The sequence below is a fragment of the Cupriavidus pinatubonensis genome (assembly GCF_019602855.1).
Lineage (GTDB): Bacteria > Pseudomonadota > Gammaproteobacteria > Burkholderiales > Burkholderiaceae > Cupriavidus > Cupriavidus pinatubonensis.
On the sequence record NZ_CP080767.1, the window covers coordinates 1,736,746 to 1,753,984 of the forward strand.

General features: G+C 64.3%; 18 protein-coding genes. 8 read left to right on the plus strand and 10 right to left on the minus strand.

Going from position 1 to position 17,239, the window contains the following annotated elements; all coding sequences use genetic code 11:
• Nucleotides 1–81 precede the first annotated feature (81 nt).
• Together K2O51_RS20615 and K2O51_RS20620 are read right to left on the minus strand one after the other, a co-directional pair.
• On the minus strand, nucleotides 82–486 hold the full coding sequence (locus K2O51_RS20615) for a cupin domain-containing protein (RefSeq protein ID WP_220631585.1): 405 nt from the start codon (nucleotides 484–486) through the stop codon (nucleotides 82–84).
• A gap of 11 nt (nucleotides 487–497) precedes the next feature.
• Entirely contained in the window at nucleotides 498–1,250 is a 753-nt protein-coding gene (locus tag K2O51_RS20620; RefSeq protein ID WP_220631586.1) for an SDR family oxidoreductase, read from the minus strand.
• A gap of 188 nt (nucleotides 1,251–1,438) precedes the next feature.
• Here K2O51_RS20620 and pdxR point away from each other — a divergent pair, with 188 nt between their 5' ends.
• Entirely contained in the window at nucleotides 1,439–2,956 is a 1,518-nt protein-coding gene (gene pdxR / locus K2O51_RS20625; RefSeq protein WP_011297744.1) for a MocR-like pyridoxine biosynthesis transcription factor PdxR, read from the plus strand.
• 59 nt (nucleotides 2,957–3,015) lie between these two features.
• Here the strand turns inward: pdxR and K2O51_RS20630 are convergent, their stop codons facing one another.
• The 3 genes from K2O51_RS20630 to K2O51_RS20640 form a co-directional block, all read right to left on the minus strand.
• The gene (locus K2O51_RS20630) at nucleotides 3,016–4,320 is read right to left on the minus strand and encodes an Nramp family divalent metal transporter (RefSeq protein WP_011297745.1); all 1,305 of its coding nucleotides are present in this window, start codon (nucleotides 4,318–4,320) and stop codon (nucleotides 3,016–3,018) included.
• Between the two features lie 279 nt (nucleotides 4,321–4,599).
• Nucleotides 4,600–5,436, minus strand: a complete 837-nt coding sequence (locus tag K2O51_RS20635; protein ID WP_140950066.1) for an FAD synthetase family protein — start codon at nucleotides 5,434–5,436, stop codon at nucleotides 4,600–4,602.
• Between the two features lie 91 nt (nucleotides 5,437–5,527).
• Nucleotides 5,528–6,499, minus strand: a complete 972-nt coding sequence (locus K2O51_RS20640) for a LysR family transcriptional regulator (RefSeq protein ID WP_011297747.1) — start codon at nucleotides 6,497–6,499, stop codon at nucleotides 5,528–5,530.
• Nucleotides 6,500–6,649: 150 nt separating this feature from the next.
• Between K2O51_RS20640 and K2O51_RS20645 the strand changes: the two genes are divergently transcribed.
• The 7 genes from K2O51_RS20645 (at nucleotide 6,650) to K2O51_RS20675 (ending at nucleotide 12,832) form a co-directional block, all read left to right on the plus strand.
• On the plus strand, nucleotides 6,650–7,210 hold the full coding sequence (locus K2O51_RS20645; RefSeq protein ID WP_011297748.1) for a flavin reductase: 561 nt from the start codon (nucleotides 6,650–6,652) through the stop codon (nucleotides 7,208–7,210).
• A 118-nt stretch (nucleotides 7,211–7,328) separates the two neighbouring features.
• On the plus strand, nucleotides 7,329–8,882 hold the full coding sequence (tcpA, locus tag K2O51_RS20650; protein ID WP_011297749.1) for a 3,5,6-trichloro-2-pyridinol monooxygenase TcpA: 1,554 nt from the start codon (nucleotides 7,329–7,331) through the stop codon (nucleotides 8,880–8,882).
• Between the two features lie 62 nt (nucleotides 8,883–8,944).
• Nucleotides 8,945–9,535 carry a malonic semialdehyde reductase gene (locus K2O51_RS20655; protein ID WP_011297750.1) on the plus strand — a complete coding sequence of 197 codons (591 nt, stop codon included), beginning with the start codon at nucleotides 8,945–8,947 and terminating at the stop codon, nucleotides 9,533–9,535.
• Nucleotides 9,536–9,552: 17 nt separating this feature from the next.
• Entirely contained in the window at nucleotides 9,553–10,383 is an 831-nt protein-coding gene (locus tag K2O51_RS20660; protein WP_011297751.1) for an intradiol ring-cleavage dioxygenase, read from the plus strand.
• A gap of 97 nt (nucleotides 10,384–10,480) precedes the next feature.
• Nucleotides 10,481–11,461 carry a SphA family protein gene (locus K2O51_RS20665; RefSeq protein ID WP_245001942.1) on the plus strand — a complete coding sequence of 327 codons (981 nt, stop codon included), beginning with the start codon at nucleotides 10,481–10,483 and terminating at the stop codon, nucleotides 11,459–11,461.
• 14 nt (nucleotides 11,462–11,475) lie between these two features.
• Entirely contained in the window at nucleotides 11,476–12,543 is a 1,068-nt protein-coding gene (locus tag K2O51_RS20670; protein WP_011297753.1) for a maleylacetate reductase, read from the plus strand.
• 64 nt (nucleotides 12,544–12,607) lie between these two features.
• A complete protein-coding gene (locus K2O51_RS20675) occupies nucleotides 12,608–12,832 on the plus strand; it encodes a DUF2798 domain-containing protein (protein WP_041679588.1) in 225 nt (74 codons plus the stop codon).
• Nucleotides 12,833–12,944: 112 nt separating this feature from the next.
• On the opposite strand, the gene hutG is transcribed toward K2O51_RS20675, so the two are convergent.
• From hutG to K2O51_RS20700, 5 genes are all read right to left on the minus strand, one after another.
• A complete protein-coding gene (gene hutG, locus K2O51_RS20680; RefSeq protein ID WP_220631587.1) occupies nucleotides 12,945–13,895 on the minus strand; it encodes a formimidoylglutamase in 951 nt (316 codons plus the stop codon).
• On the minus strand, nucleotides 13,892–14,653 hold the full coding sequence (locus K2O51_RS20685) for an amino acid ABC transporter ATP-binding protein (RefSeq protein WP_011297756.1): 762 nt from the start codon (nucleotides 14,651–14,653) through the stop codon (nucleotides 13,892–13,894). The genes hutG and K2O51_RS20685 overlap by 4 nt, the downstream gene beginning before the upstream one ends.
• On the minus strand, nucleotides 14,650–15,318 hold the full coding sequence (locus K2O51_RS20690; RefSeq protein WP_011297757.1) for an amino acid ABC transporter permease: 669 nt from the start codon (nucleotides 15,316–15,318) through the stop codon (nucleotides 14,650–14,652). The genes K2O51_RS20685 and K2O51_RS20690 overlap by 4 nt, the downstream gene beginning before the upstream one ends.
• Nucleotides 15,319–15,336: 18 nt before the next feature.
• A complete protein-coding gene (locus tag K2O51_RS20695) occupies nucleotides 15,337–16,095 on the minus strand; it encodes a glutamine ABC transporter substrate-binding protein (protein ID WP_011297758.1) in 759 nt (252 codons plus the stop codon).
• Between the two features lie 81 nt (nucleotides 16,096–16,176).
• Complete coding sequence (locus K2O51_RS20700) at nucleotides 16,177–16,971, minus strand: IclR family transcriptional regulator (protein ID WP_011297759.1); 795 nt, start codon at nucleotides 16,969–16,971, stop codon at nucleotides 16,177–16,179.
• Nucleotides 16,972–17,239: the final 268 nt, after the last annotated feature.

Consider the following 17,239-nt stretch of genomic DNA (forward strand, 5'->3'; position numbering starts at 1 on the left):
CATAGTCCAAACAGACTAAAGCAGGCGCGCCGGCCCCGGCATCTGCCGTCCGACGCGCCTGAATTGCCGGGTTCTGCAAGCCTACTTCACCGGAGTCAGGATCGGTGCGCCCTTGTTCTTGATCAGCAGCACGACAAATTTGGCCGGCTGTGTGGAACTGGCGTTGCGCCCGACGGTATGGATGTCATTGGTGCCTTCGTGGAAGGTGTCGCCGGGCTTGAGCGTCACCTCCTTGCCACCCTTGACGCCCATGATGATATTGCCCTCGAGCACGTAGACAAAGGCGTGCGCATCATGTCGATGCACCGGGTCCACCGCGCCCGGCGGATAGTCCACGACGATCATCTCGACTTCCTTGCCAGGGTACTCGGGCAACGGTTCTGTCCGCAGGGGCGTGACCTTCGCTTCCGGTGCGGCCATTGCCGGCTGCGCCGCCATCAGGCACGGTAGCATCAGCGCTGCCGCAAAAGAGACGATTGCTTTCATGGCTTGACTCCTCATTGCTTGTTCGCTTGCGAGAGCCACTGTTCGAGGCTGATGCGGCCGAGCCGCGCGTCGCCGAGCGGTACGAGCGACATTTCCTCGACCTGGCCGCCGTAGTAGAGGGCTTCGCGGTCCGTCACCACCGGGCGGGCATCGCCCGTCGACTTCAGATAGCGCGCAACGATCTCGGCGAAGGGGGCGCGGTCCGGGCCGGCAATCTCGATGGTGCCGTTGCGCGGTGCTTCCAGCGCCACCTGCGCAAGGATTGCCGCGACGTCTTGTGAAGCAATCGGTTGAAACAGTCCGTCACCGATGCGCACGGTGCCACCGTCCGTGCCGAAATCCGCGATACCGCCCAGGAACTCCATGAACTGGGTGGCGCGGACGATCGTGTATGGCACGCCGGCCGCTTCAATCGCCTCTTCCTGTGCGACCTTGGCCGAAAAATATGCATTGCCCGGCATGCGGTCGGTACCGACGATGGACAGCGCAACGTGATGGCGCACGCCCGCGGCCACTTCGGCCTTGCCGAGATTGCGTGCGGAAGTGCGGAAGAAATCGAGTACGGCCTGCGGTTCCCACGATGGTGCGTTCGCCACATCCACGACGACGTCCGCGCCCTCGAATGCCTGGGCCAATCCTTCGCCCGTCACGCTGTTGACGCCGGTACTTGGAGAGGCCGCGATTGCGGTATGGCCAGCCTTGGCGAGCAGCGCGACAACTTGGGAGCCGATCAGGCCGGAACCACCGATTACAACGATCTTCATGGCAGATTCTCCAGATGAGAGAGTAAGGGAGTGCGCGGTGCGGCTGCCGGGGGCATCCATTCGGGTGCGTGGCCTTCGTCGCATCGTGTGAGACCATTGTGGAACAATCATGCCCTATGGATAAGGGCCAAGAATTGTCGAAATGACTAGGCCAAGTCCAGCCTGTTCACATTGCCCGCGAACCCATCATGACTGCACGGACCTCCGCATTGGCCATCGAAATCGACCGCCAGGACCGCTCGCCGATCTATCTGCAGATTTGCGAGCGCTTCAGGACGGCCATCGCAGCAGGGCACCTGCGTCCCGGTGATCGCGTGCCCGCGCTTCGGGGGCTTGCCTTGCAGCTGAATACGGCACGCGGCACGGTTGAAATGGCCTATACCATCCTGGTCGACGAGGGCTACCTGCAGATGCGCGGTGCGGCGGGGACGTTCGTCTCAGCGTCGTTGCCGGCATCGGTGACGCGCCCGGCACGTGGCGGGGATCGGGAGCAGCCGCCCGCCAGGGAGCAGGGCGCGACGAAATCGTCCCATGCGTTGCGCGGTCGTCAGCCGGCAACGCGTCAACTGGCGATCGCCGTGGCGATGAGCGGGGAGCCGAAGCTCTTGCAACCCGGGCTGCCGGCGCTGGACGCGTTCCCGCGCAAGCTGTGGAACCGGCTCGTCTCGCGTTGCGCGCGCAGCGGTGAGCGCGCGATGCTGGCCTATCCGGATCCGGTTGGTTACCGCGCGCTGCGCGAGCACATTGCCACCTATCTGGGCTTGTCGCGGGGCGTGGCGTGCGTGCCGGAGCAGGTATTCATCACCGCTGGCTACCGCGCGACGCTCGAACTTGTCTTGCGCAGTCTCGCGAGTCCCAATGACCGCATGTGGTTCGAAGACCCCGGCTACCTGCTCGCACGCGGCTTTCTGGCCGAAGTCGGCGTCAATCTCGTACCGGTGCCGATCGACAGCGAAGGGATCGATGTCGACCGCGGCATCGCGCTGGATCCGCTCGCGCGTTTCGCACTGGTGACGCCATCGCACCAGGCGCCGCTCGGATACACATTGTCGCTCGCCAGGCGCATGGCGCTCCTCGACTGGGCGGCGAAAGGGTCAAGCTGGATCATTGAAGACGACTACGACAGCGAATTCCGCTATGTGGGCCGGCCACTGCCGGCATTGAAAAGCCTCGACAAGGACGATCGCGTGATCTATTGCGGCACGTTCAGCAAGGTGATGTTTCCGGGACTACGGCTCGCGTATGCCGTGGTGCCGGAGCGTGCGGTCGAACGCGTGGAGCGCGTGGCCTGCAGCATGAATGCCGGCTCGCCGACGCTATTGCAGGCGGCCGTGGCGGACTTCATCGAACAGGGACATTTTGCGCGCCACGTAAAGCGGATGCGTGCGTTGTACGGGCAGCGCCGCACGCTGATTGCGCATGCGCTGGAGCAGGCGTTCGGCGAGCGCATGCTTGTGGAGCTGCCGCACGGCGGCATCCAGTTCGCGGTCCAGTTTGCCGAAGGTCCCGATGGTCCCGTCGACGACGTGGCCGTTGCCGCGCGCGCACGCGACGCGGGGCTCGCGGTGGTGCCACTGTCGATCTGGTATGCGAACGGACGCACGCGGCGCACCCCGCGTGGCCTGGTCATGGGCTTCGCCAACGTAACCGATGCGAGAGAGGCATTGCGTCTCGCGCGAACGCTATACGGTTGCCTGACCGGTTAAGCCCGCACGAAACTGGACAAGTCCGTCAATCTGCCCGGCGCCATGAGGCCCCAGCTTGCTCACAGGGCAAACACGATTGTCACCAGCAGCGAAATCCACATCGTTGCCGTGGCGAGCCACGCCAGCGAGTGGACCCAGCCCGGCGTCCGGAATTCGCCCACCACGGCTTTGTGTCGCGACATCAGCTGAAGCATGACCATGGCCGGCGCAGCGGCTATGCCGTTCAGGACGGCGCTCCAGACGAGCATCTTTGCGGGCTCGATGGGCAGCCAGCACAGCGCCGTGCCGATGACCATGGTGATGCCGATGACCGCATAAAAGTTCCTGGCGGAAAGCGGCTTTTCTTCAAGGCTGCGTCTCCATCGCATCGCCTCGGCTACCGCATAGCCCACGGAACCGGCCAGGACCGGCACGGCCATGAGGCCTGTGCCGATAATGCCCGCGCTGAACAGCAGCAGCGCCCACTTCCCCGCGACCGGCTCCAGCGCCTTGGCGGCGGCGGCCGAACTGTCGATGTCCAGGATGCCTGAGTTGTGCAACGCATATGACGTTGTGAGCATGATGCAAAGGGCGATGACCGCAGACACCACCATGCCCGTCACCGTGTCCACGTTGATGCGCCTGAAATTCATCCTGGCCTGCTCAGGCGCAGCGTGAAGCGGCAAGGCGGTACGGTCGATGTCGAGCTCTTCGACCTCGGCGGCGGCTTGCCATACGAACAGGTAGGGGCTGATGGTCGTGCCGAGTACCGCCACCACCATGAGCAGATAGGCGCTGGAGAACTCGATCCGGGGCCACACCATCGCCAGGGCCGCGGCGTGCCAGTCGATCTTGAGCAGGAACATGGCCGCGATATACACCAGCAGTGAAAGACTGAGCCATTTCAGATAGGCCGCATACCGACGGTAAGGCATGAACAGCTGCAAGAGCAGAGATCCCGCCGCGAGGGCCAGCGTATAGATCCAGCGCGCGCCGCCGAGGACCAGAGCCAGGGCATCGCCCATGGCAGCCAGGTCGGCGCCGACGTTCAGCGTATTGGCCACGACCAGCAAGACCACAAAGGCGTAGGCGAGCGGCCGTGACTGGTGGCGGCGAATGTTCGCAACGATCCCCCGGCCGGAAATGCGGCCAAGTCTCGCACATACGAGCTGGATGGCGATCATCAGCGGCAGCGTCAGCAGCACACTCCACAGCAGCCCGTTGCCGAACTGGGCACCAGCCTGCGCGTAGGTGACGATGCCACTGGGGTCGTCATCAGCGGCGCCGGTGATCAGGCCAGGCCCCATGAGCTTGTACCAGGGCACGTTGGCGTCGGTGTCGGTACTGGTATCGGCGACGGGGGAACCGGTCTCGCTCTCGTCCATGATGGGCTCCCGGAAGATCCATTTCAAAACTGTGCATGGACCCGTGCTGAATAACCGTGCCAGTCCGGAGCCACTCTAGCAATGCCGGTCCTCGGGGGATGTCAGACGAACTCGGAATTTCGGGGGCGCCGTCGAGTTTCGCGCGGCAATTGGGGACGAATGGGGCCAAAAGTGACTTGCCGCCTACGCCAGCCTACGCCTGCGAAACAGCGGTGCCCCGGTGGGAGTACCGCTCGAAGGCAATTTCTTGCGGACAACAAACAGGCGCAGCTTCGAGGCCTAAGCCTCCGCCGAGTTGAAAAAACGCACCGACACCGCGCTGCCGGGCGTCGGCGCGAACTGCGTGTCGCTGAACACGCATGCCATGCCGTCCGCATCCCCCAGTTGCACAAGTGCAGGGCGCCACTGCGGCCCACCCGTCCGAGTGCGCACCGCGCCAGCGTATTGCCCCACAGGCGGCACGCAGATGCCGTGCGGGAGACAGATCTCCGCCGCGCCGCTGGCTCTCGCAGGCGCCTTGGCGACTACCATGGCATGAATTTCATGCGGGCGTTCGAGCAACGCGGCCGCAGCACGCACGTCGCCGCTCTGAATCAGGCGGCGGGCTTCCGTGGATGAACAGCGCACATCCATTCCGGTTGCGTTGGTGGCATGCAACGCTACGGACTCGACGTCATAGCGGTGCGATTTGCCGAGCTGGCCGAGATAATCGATATCGCCCTGGCGTCCCCGGCCGCAGCGGAAATTCGCGCCGACTACCAGCCGCCGCATGCCCAGACGCGCGAGCAACAAGCCACGAACGAAGTCATCCGCACTGGCTTCGCTGAGCGCACGGTCGAACGGCAGCACCAGGCAGTGGTCGACGGCGCCGCTTTCGGCCAGCAGCGCGATGCGGTCATCGACCGTGGAAATCATGCGCGGCGCACTCTGCGGCTGCAGGAAGGCCCGCGGATGCGGATCGAAGGTCAGTAATACGGTCGGCAGACCAAGCGCCCGCCCGCTGGCGCGTAGCGCCGCCAGCACGGCACGGTGCCCGCGATGTACACCATCGAAAGTGCCGATCGAAACGACGGATGCCGCCAGACGCAGCGGGCCTGCTTGCCTTGTTACCTGCATGATGCTCTCCTCCTCTTGTCATGCACCGCATGCTAGGAGGCGATGGCGCAGGACGCCAATCCTTTGCCGTCATGGTGTCTATAACCGGCGCTCATCCTTCCATGTTCGCCCCGGCAGCCGCGCCCGCCACGGCATCGTGCCGGGCGAACAGCCTGTGTACGAGCGCACGGATCCACTGGTTGCCGGGCTCGCGGTGCACGCGGTCGTGCCAGTGTTGGGCGATGTCCATGCCGGGCAGCGTCAGCGGTGGCATGACAACCGTCAGGTCGAGGTCCTTGCAAAGCGCGCGTGCCAGCGTTAGCGGCAGGACCGCCACGGCGTCCGAATGCTTGGCGATCAGGCCCGCGGTGGCGAAGCTGGGCACGCGGCAGATGATGTTGGTGTGCGGCACTGCGGCCTCGATGGCGCGCTCGATGCTCAGGTGCTGGTGGCCCGTACCGACCGCGGATACCAGCACATGCTTCTCGGCGACGAAGGCATCCAGGTCTCCCAGTTGAGCGAGCCGCGGATGGTCTTTGCGCACGACCGCGCCGTAGGTTTCATGCCATAGCAACTGCCGGCGGATGCTCTGCGTGAGGCCCGGGAACGAACCGATGGCCAGGTCGACAAGGCCGTTCTCCAGCCAGATGTCGAGATGCGTGGCATCGGCGTTGACCGCCTGCACCAGGATGCCCGGTGCTTCTTCCGCCAGCCGGCTCAGCAGCGGTGGCAGCATCTGCGAGGCGCCGGCATCGAGCAGGAAGAAGCTGAAGCTGCGCTGGCTGGTGCGCGGATCGAAGCCGACATGGTCCGAACGCAGCGCGCGCACGCTCTGGAGAATGCCCCGCACCGGATCAGCAAGCTCCAGTGCCTTGGGGGTCGGCTCCATGCGCAGGCCGACGCGGACGAACAGCGGGTCACCGAAATACTGGCGCAGACGCGCCAACGTCTTGCTCAAAGCAGGCTGCGTCAGGTTGAGCACGCGCGCCGCCTTGGTGAGGCTGCGCTCGCTCAGCAGTACATCCAGCACCAGCAGTTGATTCAGGCTGAGTTCGTCTTCATGACGCTGGGGAATAGTGTCCATGATGCGAGGTAATTAGCAAACGGGCCGGCTCGGCTGTAGTCTAGTTTCACACAGCTGACACAGATCAGAAAGCAGGTTTCCAGAGACAAAGCTTCATTCAAGCCCTGTCGCAGGGCAACGAAGAAGGCCCCCAACAAGGAGGAGATCGCCATGTCGTCCGCAGTCTTCATCGAAGCCGGCGCGAGCCGCATTACCGACGCCGCCATCGACGCCATCGACGCCACGCGCTTCCGCGACGCCTTGTCGCGTGCAGTCACCGCCGTGACCGTCATCGCCACCGACGGCGCCGGAGGCCGCGCTGGCGTCACGTGCTCGGCTGTTTGTTCCGTGAGCGATTCGCCGCCCACCGTGCTGTTCTGCATCAATCGCCGCAGCGCCGCAAACAGCGTGATCAAGTCCAACGGCGTCGTCAGCATCAACTGGCTGCACGCCAGCCAGACCGCGGTGTCCCAGCTGTTCGCCGGTGCCGGCGCGGTGCCGATGGCGCAGCGCTTCGACGGTGACAGCTGGGGTGTGTTCGGCACCGGCGCGCCATACAGCAAGTCCGCCATGGTCGCGCTCGACTGCAAGGTCGTTGACCAGCTCGAGATCGGCACGCACAGCGTCTTCGTCGCGCAGGTGCTCGGCAGCTCGGGCGCGGAAAGCAGCAACGACACGCCGCTGGTCTACTGCCGCCGCAGCTACGCCACCACGCAGCCAGTCGCCGCCTAGCGCGACTTGAAGCGGCCTGGCCCGCGCCAGGCGAGAACCCGATTTCGTATCCGTGTCCATATGCCCTTCTCCAGGGCAGGGACTGTCACACCCCGAAAACCACCAAGGAGACCTGGCGATGATTCGCACTGGCAAGCAGTACCTGGAATCGCTGAACGACGGCCGCAACGTATGGGTCGGCAACGAGAAGATCGACAACGTCGCGACGCACCCCAAGACGCGGGACTACGCGCAGCGTCACGCCGACTTCTACGACCTGCACCATCGTCCCGACCTGCAGGACGTAATGACCTTCGTCGACAAGGATGGCGAGCGCCGCACCATGCAGTGGTTCGGCCACTACGACAAGGAACAGCTGCGCCGCAAACGCAAGTATCACGAGACGATCATGCGCGAGATGGCCGGCGCGTCGTTCCCGCGCACGCCGGACGTCAACAACTACGTGCTGCAGACCTATATCGACGATCCGTCGCCGTGGGAAACGCAGACCATCGGCGCCGAAGGCAAGGTGAAGGCGAAGAACATCGTCGACTTCGTCAATTTCGCCAAGAAGCACGACCTGAACTGCGCGCCGCAGTTCGTCGATCCGCAGATGGATCGCTCCAACCCCGATGCCCAGCAGCGTTCGCCGGGGCTGCGCGTGATCGAGAAGAACGACAAGGGCATCGTCGTGTCAGGGGTCAAGGCTATCGGCACTGGCGTGGCGTTTGCCGACTGGATTCATATCGGGGTGTTCTTCCGCCCCGGTATCCCGGGCGACCAGATCATCTTCGCGGCCACGCCGGTCAACACCCCGGGCGTGACCATCGTCTGCCGCGAGAGCGTGGTCAAGGAAGATCCCATCGAACACCCTCTGGCCTCGCAGGGCGATGAGCTGGACGGCATGACGGTATTCGACAACGTTTTCATCCCGTGGTCGCACGTGTTCCATTTGGGCAATCCGGAACACGCCAAGCTCTACCCGCAGCGTGTGTTCGACTGGCTGCACTATCACGCGCTGATTCGCCAGTCGGTGCGCGCCGAGCTGATGGCTGGCCTGGCGATCCTGATCACCGAGCATATCGGCACCAACAAGATCCCCGCGGTGCAGACGCGCGTGGCCAAGCTGATCGGCTTCCACCAGGCCATGCTCGCGCACATCGTCGCGAGCGAGGAACTGGGCTTCCATACGCCGGGCGGGGCCTACAAGCCGAACATCCTGATCTACGACTTCGGCCGGGCGCTTTACCTCGAAAACTTCTCGCAGATGATCTACGAGCTGGTCGATCTCTCCGGGCGCAGTGCGCTGATCTTCGCGAGCGAAGACCAATGGAACGACGAGGCCCTCAACGGCTGGTTCGAACGCATGAACAATGGTCCTGTGGGCCAGCCGCATGACCGCGTGAAGATCGGCCGTGTGATCCGCGACCTGTTCTTGACCGACTGGGGCAACCGCCTGTTCGTCTTCGAGAACTTCAACGGCACGCCGCTGCAGGCCATCCGCATGCTGACTATGCAACGCGCCGAGTTTTCCGCTGCTGGTCCCTACGGCACGCTGGCGCGCAAGGTCTGCGGCATCGAACTGACCGAGGGCCACGACAGCGAATACAAGGCCACGGCCGGCTACGCCCAGGCTCTGGATTCCGCGCGTCATCAGGAAAAGCTTGCCCTGAGCGGCACGATGACTGTGTGACCGCCTCAACCTCCGGCCAGCGTCGTCTGGCCGGAACACCCGAAACATGCAAGGAGTGAATGATGCAAACCAATGAACTGCTTGACAAGATCTTCCGCGGTGCACGCAGCCAGAATGGCTGGCTGCCCACGCCGGTGCCTGACAGCAAGCTGCGGGAACTGTATGACCTGATGAAATTTGGCCCGACCTCGGTCAACTGCTCGCCAGCCCGGCTGGTGTTCGTGCGCACGGAGGAGGGCAGGGAAAAGCTGCGTCCGGCACTGGCCCCCGGCAACGTCGAAAAGACCATGGCGGCGCCGGTCGTCGCGATCGTCGGCTACGACACGCGCTTCTACGAGCAGCTGCCGGATCTGTTCCCGCACAACCCCGCAGTCAAGGCATGGTTCGAGGGCGACGAGAAGGTGGATTTCGCCAACACCACCGCGTTTCGAAACGGCACGCTGCAAGGCGGCTATCTTATCGCCGCTGCGCGCGCGCTGGGTCTCGATTGCGGCCCCATGTCCGGCTTCAACAACCAGGCCATCGATCAGGCCTTCTTCGCCGGCACCAGCATCCGCTCGAATTTCATCTGCGGCCTTGGTCACGGCGACCCGGAAAAAGTGTTCGCCCGCAGTCCACGCCTGTCGTTCGAGCAGGCCTGCCAACTTGCCTAGCGGCCGGGAGTCCAGTGATGCAAGAGTATGACCAGCATAACCTGACCAAGGCCGTCATTGCGCGCCTGGCCGATACGCCCAATGCGCGCACGAAGCAGATCATGACCAGCCTGGTGCGGCACCTGCACGACTTCGCGCGCGAGGTCAGGCTGACCGAGGCCGAATGGAAGCAGGGCATCGACTACCTGACCGCCACGGGCCAGATGTGCGACGACAAGCGCCAGGAGTTCATCCTGCTCAGCGACGTGCTCGGCCTGTCGATGCTGACCGTGGCCATGAACCAGGAGAAGCCGGAAGGCTGCACCGAGCCCACCGTGTTCGGTCCCTTCCACGTCGAAGGCGCACCGCACTACGCACATGGCGCCGATGTGGCCAACGGCGCCAAAGGCGAGCCCTGCATGGTCTATGGGCGCGTCACCGGCGTAGACGGCCGGCCGGTTGCCGGTGCCGTGGTGGAAACCTGGCAGGCGGATGCTGATGGCCACTATGACGTGCAGTACGAAGGGCTCGAAGTCGCCCAGGGCCGCGGCGTGCTGAAGTCGGGAGAGGATGGCCGCTTCCATTTCCGCACCATCGTCGCGCAGGCCTATCCGATTCCTGACGATGGCCCGGTTGGCGAATTGCTTCGCGCCACCGGCCGCCATCCGTGGCGGCCCGCGCACCTGCACTTCATGATCAAGGCGCCTGGCTATGAGACGCTGGTCACGCACGTGTTCCGGCGCGGCGACAAGTATCTCGACTCCGATGCCGTGTTCGGCGTGCGCACGTCGCTGATCGGCGACTGGGTGCGCCAGACGGACGGCACTTACCGGCTCGACTTCGATTTCGTGCTCAATCCAACCCTCTAGCACCGGAAAGCGCCGCGCTGCCCTTGCGGGCGGCGCGGCGGCAACCACGCACCGCGCCAGCCGGCCCGGTGTTCCACGCGGTCTTTCGGAGTGGCAAATGGGTTCGACAGATGGCATGAAGGTCCGGCGGGCGCGCGCAGCGCTGCCGGTTCAGTTCGGGCGGCTGGCGCTCGCCGCCGCATGCGCGGCAGGCAGCATGTCGGCACGGGCCACGGAGGGTGGCGGCAATTCTTACCCCATCGGGGTCGATAACCTGTATTCCGGCCTGATGTTGCCCGAGGGCGCCAACTGGCTGCTGTTCTACCAGCATTACGATGCGGGCAGTTCCAAGGACAATGCCGGGAACGACAATCCCAAGCTGGCCAGTTTCCACCTGCGCCTTGACGCGCTGGCGCCGCGGCTGTCGTATGTCTGGCCTGGCGTCAGAGTGTTCGGCGCCAACCTGGAAACGCGCATCGTGGTACCGATCGTGTCTGCGAACCTCGACATGTCGGTTGCCAGGCCGGCACCGCTGCCGCCGCTCGACAAGGGCGGCAACAAGACCGGGCTTGCCGACATGACGTTCGCGCCGGTGATCCTCGGCTGGCACAGCGGCAGCTTCCACCAGATGGCGGGCGTCGAGTTCCATCTCAAGACCGGCGCCTATGATGTCCATGACCCGGTCAATATCGGCCGCAACTACTACCAGATAGCGCCCAGCTACGCTTTCACGTGGTTCCCGACTCCCAAGGTCGATATCAACGCCAAGTTCCGATACGGCTTCAACACACGTAACGAAGCCACCCAGTATCAGTCGGGTGACGAAGCCACCATCGAATTCAGTGCCGGCTACCACGTCACGCCAAGGCTGACGCTGGGCCTGAACGGCTACTACTACGTTCAGACCACCGACGACACGCAGAACGGCGTGCGCATCAACGGCAATGGCAACCGTGGCCGCGTCACGGCGCTGGGGCCGGACATCTGCTTCCAGCTCAACGACAAGGTCAGCTTCTCGCTTAAAGGGCAGTTCGAGTTCGGCGCCCGCAATCGGCCGGAAGGCAACCGGATCTGGGCCATGGGCCGCATATCGTTTTGACGGGAGACCCTACGATGAAAGCATTCCAGTACGCCGCGCGCGCCCAGCGCATCGTCTTTGGCGCCGGCACGATCCGGCAAGTCGGCGAGGAAATCGATGCACTGGGCGCATCCAGTGTCCTGGTGCTCAGCACCCCCGAGCAGCGCCGGCTGGCCGAACAGGTGTCGGACCTGCTTGGCGCCCGCGCGATCGGCATCTTTGACCGCGCCGTGATGCACGTGCCGGTCGAGACGGCGCGCGCGGCCTGCGCGATGGCATTCGAGCTGGGCGCCGACAGCGTGGTGGCGATCGGTGGCGGCTCCACGACGGGGCTCGCCAAGGCCATCGCCCTCGAGATGAGCGTGCCCGTGCTGGCGATTCCCACCACCTATGCCGGCTCGGAGATGACTACGATATACGGCCTCACCGATGCGGGCCTGAAGCGTACTGGGACTGACGTGCGAGTGCTGCCGCGCACTGTCATCTACGATCCTGAACTGACCTACTTGCTGCCGGCGGCGATCAGCGTGACCAGCGGCATCAACGCACTCGCGCACGCAGCAGAAGGTTTGTACGCCCATGACCGCAACCCGATTTCGGACCTGATGGCAAGGGAAGGCATTCAGGCCATGGCGGCGGCGCTGCCCGCGCTCGTCAGCGAACGGGATACCGCCAGGTTGCGCGAGGCGCGCGCGCAAGCCCTGTATGGCGCGTGGTTATGCGGAGCAGTGCTTGGCAGTGTGGGGGTGGCGTTGCATCACAAGCTCTGCCACACGCTTGGAGGCAGCTTCAACCTGCCGCATGCGGAAACGCACACGATCATCCTGCCGCACGCGCTGGCCTACAACGCGAAGGCTGCGCCGGACGCCATGGCCTCCATCGCGCAGGCCCTGGGCGCAGACAATGCGGCACAAGGAGCTTTCGACCTGGCGCGCACGACCGGTGCGCCGTTGGGGTTGCGCCAGATCGGCATGCGCGAGGACGAACTCGACAAGGCTTGCGAGATCGCGCTGCAGAACCAGTACCCGAACCCGCGTCCGCTTGAAGCTGGGGCGATCCGTGAATTGCTGCAGAACGCGTGGGAGGGGCGTCGGCCCGTTTGAAGCGGTATGTGTTGGTGGCGCGCGATCAGTTCGCGCTCAGGGGGCAAACAACGGAAGGCACAAAATGTGGAAGGTTCCAAAGCAATACAGCCATTTTGCGTTCGGCGCGATACAGGCAGGCATAACGTGCGCGGTGGCATCTGCGATCGCAAGCATGCAGTTCGTCGCGGAGGGCACGTTCATTTCGCACTGGGTGCGTGCGTATTTGTTTTCCTGGGCGGCAATGTTGCCGGTTGTCATTGTCGCGGCGCCGTTCATTCACTGGCTTGCAAAGCGGATCACACGTTGAGGGTGCAATGGGTGGAAAGGCTAGAGCCGGATCGCTGGCGGCCGGTTAAGCAAATATCAGGAAGCGGCAAGAGCCTTCGTCGCGAGAGGGGCCGCGACGAGCCGCCAGCATCTCAGCCCAACAGCCGCCAGGCCAGCCGCGCCGCCACGCGCGCGCCCAGATTGTCGCGGTCGTACTGAGGGTTATATTCCGCGAGATCTGCCGCGCGCAGCTTGCCGCTGCGGCGTGCGAGCAGGGCGATTTCCTCTACGACCGGTAACGGCACGCCATAGGCGGCAGGCGCCGAAACGCCCGGCATTACGGTTGCGGGCAATGCGTCGAGGTCGATAGTCAGGTACACGTGGTCCGTGGCGTCGATGCGCGCCGCCAGTTCCGCGAGCCGCGATGCCAGGTGCCGTTCCTGCATGTCCACGTCTTCGACGTAGCTGACGCCCAGCGCGTCGGCGCGGCTGAACAGCGCCGGCGTGTTGCTCAGGCGGCTGACGCCCAGGCAGACATAATCGAACGGCTGGCCCCGCTCCGCACACGCGTTGGCGATCTGGTCGAACGGCGTGCCGGAGCTTGCGGGCCGGCTGGTGCGCAAGTCGAAGTGGGCATCGATATTGATGATGAGCAGGCGCCCGTCATCGTTCCGTGCGTCCAGATGCGCGCGCAGGCCTTGCCACGTGCCCCAGGCTACTTCATGGCCGCCGCCCAGCACCAGCGGAAAACCGCCGCGGCTGAGGATGTTGTGTACGGATCCCGCCAGCGCGAGCTGCGCCGATTCCAGGTCGCCGTGTTCACAAGCGATATTGCCGGCGTCGTATAACGCGGGCAGCCCATGTGCCGGCACGTTGGCCAGTGCCTGACGAATGGCGTCCGGACCGTGCGCGGCGCCAGCGCGGCCCTGGTTGCGCAGCACGCCGGCGTCGCAACCGAAACCCAGCAACACTGGCGATCCGCCAAGGGTTTTCGCCTCAGACGATTCCAGCGTATTCACGATACGGAACAGGCGAGTGGTGTCGCCAACTTCGCCGCTGTCGACGCGGCCCTGCCATGGATTCTGTGTCACCGCCATCCTCATGCCCGCGTCAGCACGGCTTGCAGGAAGCCGCGCGTGCGCTCCTGTGTCGGCGCCGAGAAGATGACCGACGGCGGTCCGGCTTCGATGATGCCGCCGCCATCCATGACCACCACCACATCGGCCACCTCGCGCGCAAAGCCCATTTCATGCGTGACCACGACCATGGTCATGCCTTCCGCGGCCAACACCTTCATGACCTGCAGTACTTCGCCGACCAGTTCGGGGTCCAGCGCCGAGGTCGGTTCATCGAACAGCATCACGCGTGGCTCCATGGCCAGTGCGCGCGCAATGGCCACGCGCTGCTTCTGGCCGCCAGACAAGCTGGCGGGCATGGCGTGTGCCTTGTGGGCAAGGCCGACTTTCTCGAGCAGGCTCATTGCCTTGCGCTCCGCGTCCTCGCGCGAGGCGCCGCGCAGCATGCGCGGGCCCACCGTGACGTTGTGAAGCACAGACAGGTGCGGGAACAGGTTGAACGACTGGAACACCATGCCCACTTCGGTGCGCAATTGGTTCAATTCGTGCTCGCCGATCAGCTGGCCGTCAGTGACCAGCCGCTTGCCGACGATGTCGATGGTGCCCGCTTCAGGTTGTTCCAGACCGTTGCAGCAACGCAGGAACGTGCTCTTGCCGGAGCCGCTGGGGCCGATCACGACCACGACCTGCGACGGCTCGACATCGAAGTCGATGCCGCGCAGGACGGTATGGCCGCCGAAAGATTTGCCCAGGTTCCGGATCCGGATGATTGCGGAATCGCTCATTGCACCATGCCTCCCATGCGCAGGCGTTGTTCTGCGCGCCGCAGGATCAGCCCGGCCGCGCTCGTCAGGATCAGATAAACCAGCGCGATCGCCAGATAGACTTCCAGCGACCGGTACGACACGCTGATGATCTTCTGGCCCTCGTGCATCAGGTCGGCAATGGTCAGCAGCGAGACCAGTGCCGAGTTCTTGATCAGCGCGATGAACTCGTTACCCAGCGGCGGAATCATCCGCACGATGGCCTGCGGCAGGATCACCGCGCGCATGGCCTGGCCCGAAGACATGCCGATCGAGCGGGCCGCTTCCATCTGGCCTTTTTCCACCGACTGGATTGCGCCTCGCACGATTTCCGATACATAGGCGCCGGAATAGACGCCCAGCCCGATCACGCCGCAGACAAAGGCCGGCAGCATGATGTTGAATTGCGGCAGCCCGAAGAACAGCAGGAACAGCTGTACCAGCAGCGGCGTGCCGCGGATGAACGTCACATAGGCCGTACAGATGCTGTAGATGACGCGACGCTTCGGGTCGAGCCGGCCGATACCGACCAGCAGGCCCATGACGCAGCCCAATACCAGCGCGCAGGCTGTCACTTCCACGGTGACGATGGCACCGTGGACGATGTCAGGCCAGCCGCTGAAGACGGGAGAAAAATCCAGTTCCATGATGATGACCGGCTCGGGTTACTTGGAGGCGGCCGTGCCGAACCACTTCTGGGTCAGCTTGGCGTAGGTGCCATCGGCCTTCACTTTGACGAGCGCCGCATTGAGGGCACGGGTGAGCTCGGGCATGTCCTTGCGCACGGCCATGCCGTATTCCTCGGTGGTGAGCGGTTGCTCGACCATGCGCAGGCCGCCGCGGGTCTTGACGTATTGCATCGCGGCCGGCTTGCCGGTCACGGCGGCGTCGGCACGGCCGATCTCGACCAGGTTGAACATTTCCTGGTTCTTTTCCACTTCCACGCGTTGCACCTGCGGATACGTGTCGCGCAGGAAGCTGACCGACTTGGTGCCCACCTGCACGCTGACCTTCTTGCCGTTCAGGTCGGCCGGGGCGTGGATGGTGGTGTTGCCGCTTTTGACCAGCGCCACCAGGCCGCCGGTGTAGTACGGCTCGGTGAAGTCCACCACCTTGCGGCGCTCCGGCGTGATGTAGATGCCGGAGACGGCCATGTCGAAGCGGCGCGAAACCAGGCCGGGAATCAGGCCCTTGAAGTCGATGTCGGTCCATTCGACCCGCTTACCCATGGTCTTGGCCATGGCTTCCACGAGCTCCACGTCAAAGCCGGTGCGCTTGCCGTTCTCGATAAATTCCATCGGCGGGAAGGTGGCGTCGGTGGCCACACGCAGCACGGCATTGTCCTCGGCGTGGGCGGCGGCGCCAAAAGTCAGGCCGATCAGGGCCGTGAGGCCGGCCATCAGGCATTTGCGGCGAAGGTTCATGGAGGTCTCCTTTTCTCGGGAACGAGGAATCTGCCGCCACATGGGCTTGCCGACGGCAGCGGTAATGAGGGGCTTCGTAATTCAGTAGGACTGCAGGCGCGCGGAAATCCGCATCGCCGCGGCCACGGTCATGTCGATCAGCGCGGTCTCACGCCCTTGCCGTCGGGTGGCCGGCACCATCAGCGTGATGGAGCCCAGCGCATCCGTCTTGCCGCGCCGCGAGAAGAGCGGGGCGCTCACGCCCCACACGCCCGGATCCACGGCGCCCTCGCTGACGGCGTAGCCGGTCTCGCGAATGGCGGCGAGTTCGGCCAGCAGACGTTCGGCTTCGGCCGGCTCGCACTGGGCACGTACGACGCGCTCGCGCGCTTCGTCCCGCATGAAGGCGAGCAGCGACATGGCCGACGCACCGGTGCGCAACGGCACGCCGCGGCCTTTCTCGAACGAGCAACGCAGCGACTGGCGGCTCTCGACCATTTCAAGGCAGACGACGTGATCCTTCACGGCAACGACCAGGCCCACGCTTTCATCGGATTGCTGCGCGAGCAGCCGCATGTCCGGCAAGGCTTCGCGGGCCAGGTGGGAGGCCATGTCAAAGCCGAGCGCCAGTTGCAGGCTGATTGGGCCCGGTGCGTATTCGCCGTCGGACTCCAGCACAAAACCCCAGCGCTTGAGCATCATCAATTGCCGGTAGAGCGTGCTTTTGGGGAGTCCGGTCGTGGCAACGAGTTCGCGCACGGTGATCGGCGCGCCGTGCTGGGCGAGCGTCGCCAGCACGAACAGCACACGATCGGCGCCGCCCGCGGGCTGGGCGGATTCGGCGGACGTGGAAGGCGCGGGATTCATGGCGCCGGGCTTATCGACAGCATTCAACATAGGGGCAAAGAATAGGACTTCGTTCCCAAAAATCAAAACTCCAAGTCTCGGGAAATGGGAATAATGAGCTAGGGATAACCCTTATATCGTGCAGTTTCGTCGACGAAGCGCCCGGAACGCCGCTGCGATCGGTCACCGCAATACCCTGACCACGCACATCTCCTTCTGTCTGGCGCGAAATCCCAGCTCGTCCGAAAGCCACACCACCCTTCAGTTCACGCGCACAGCTTGCGCGATGCTAATGCCGACAGACAGCGTCCTCGCGGAC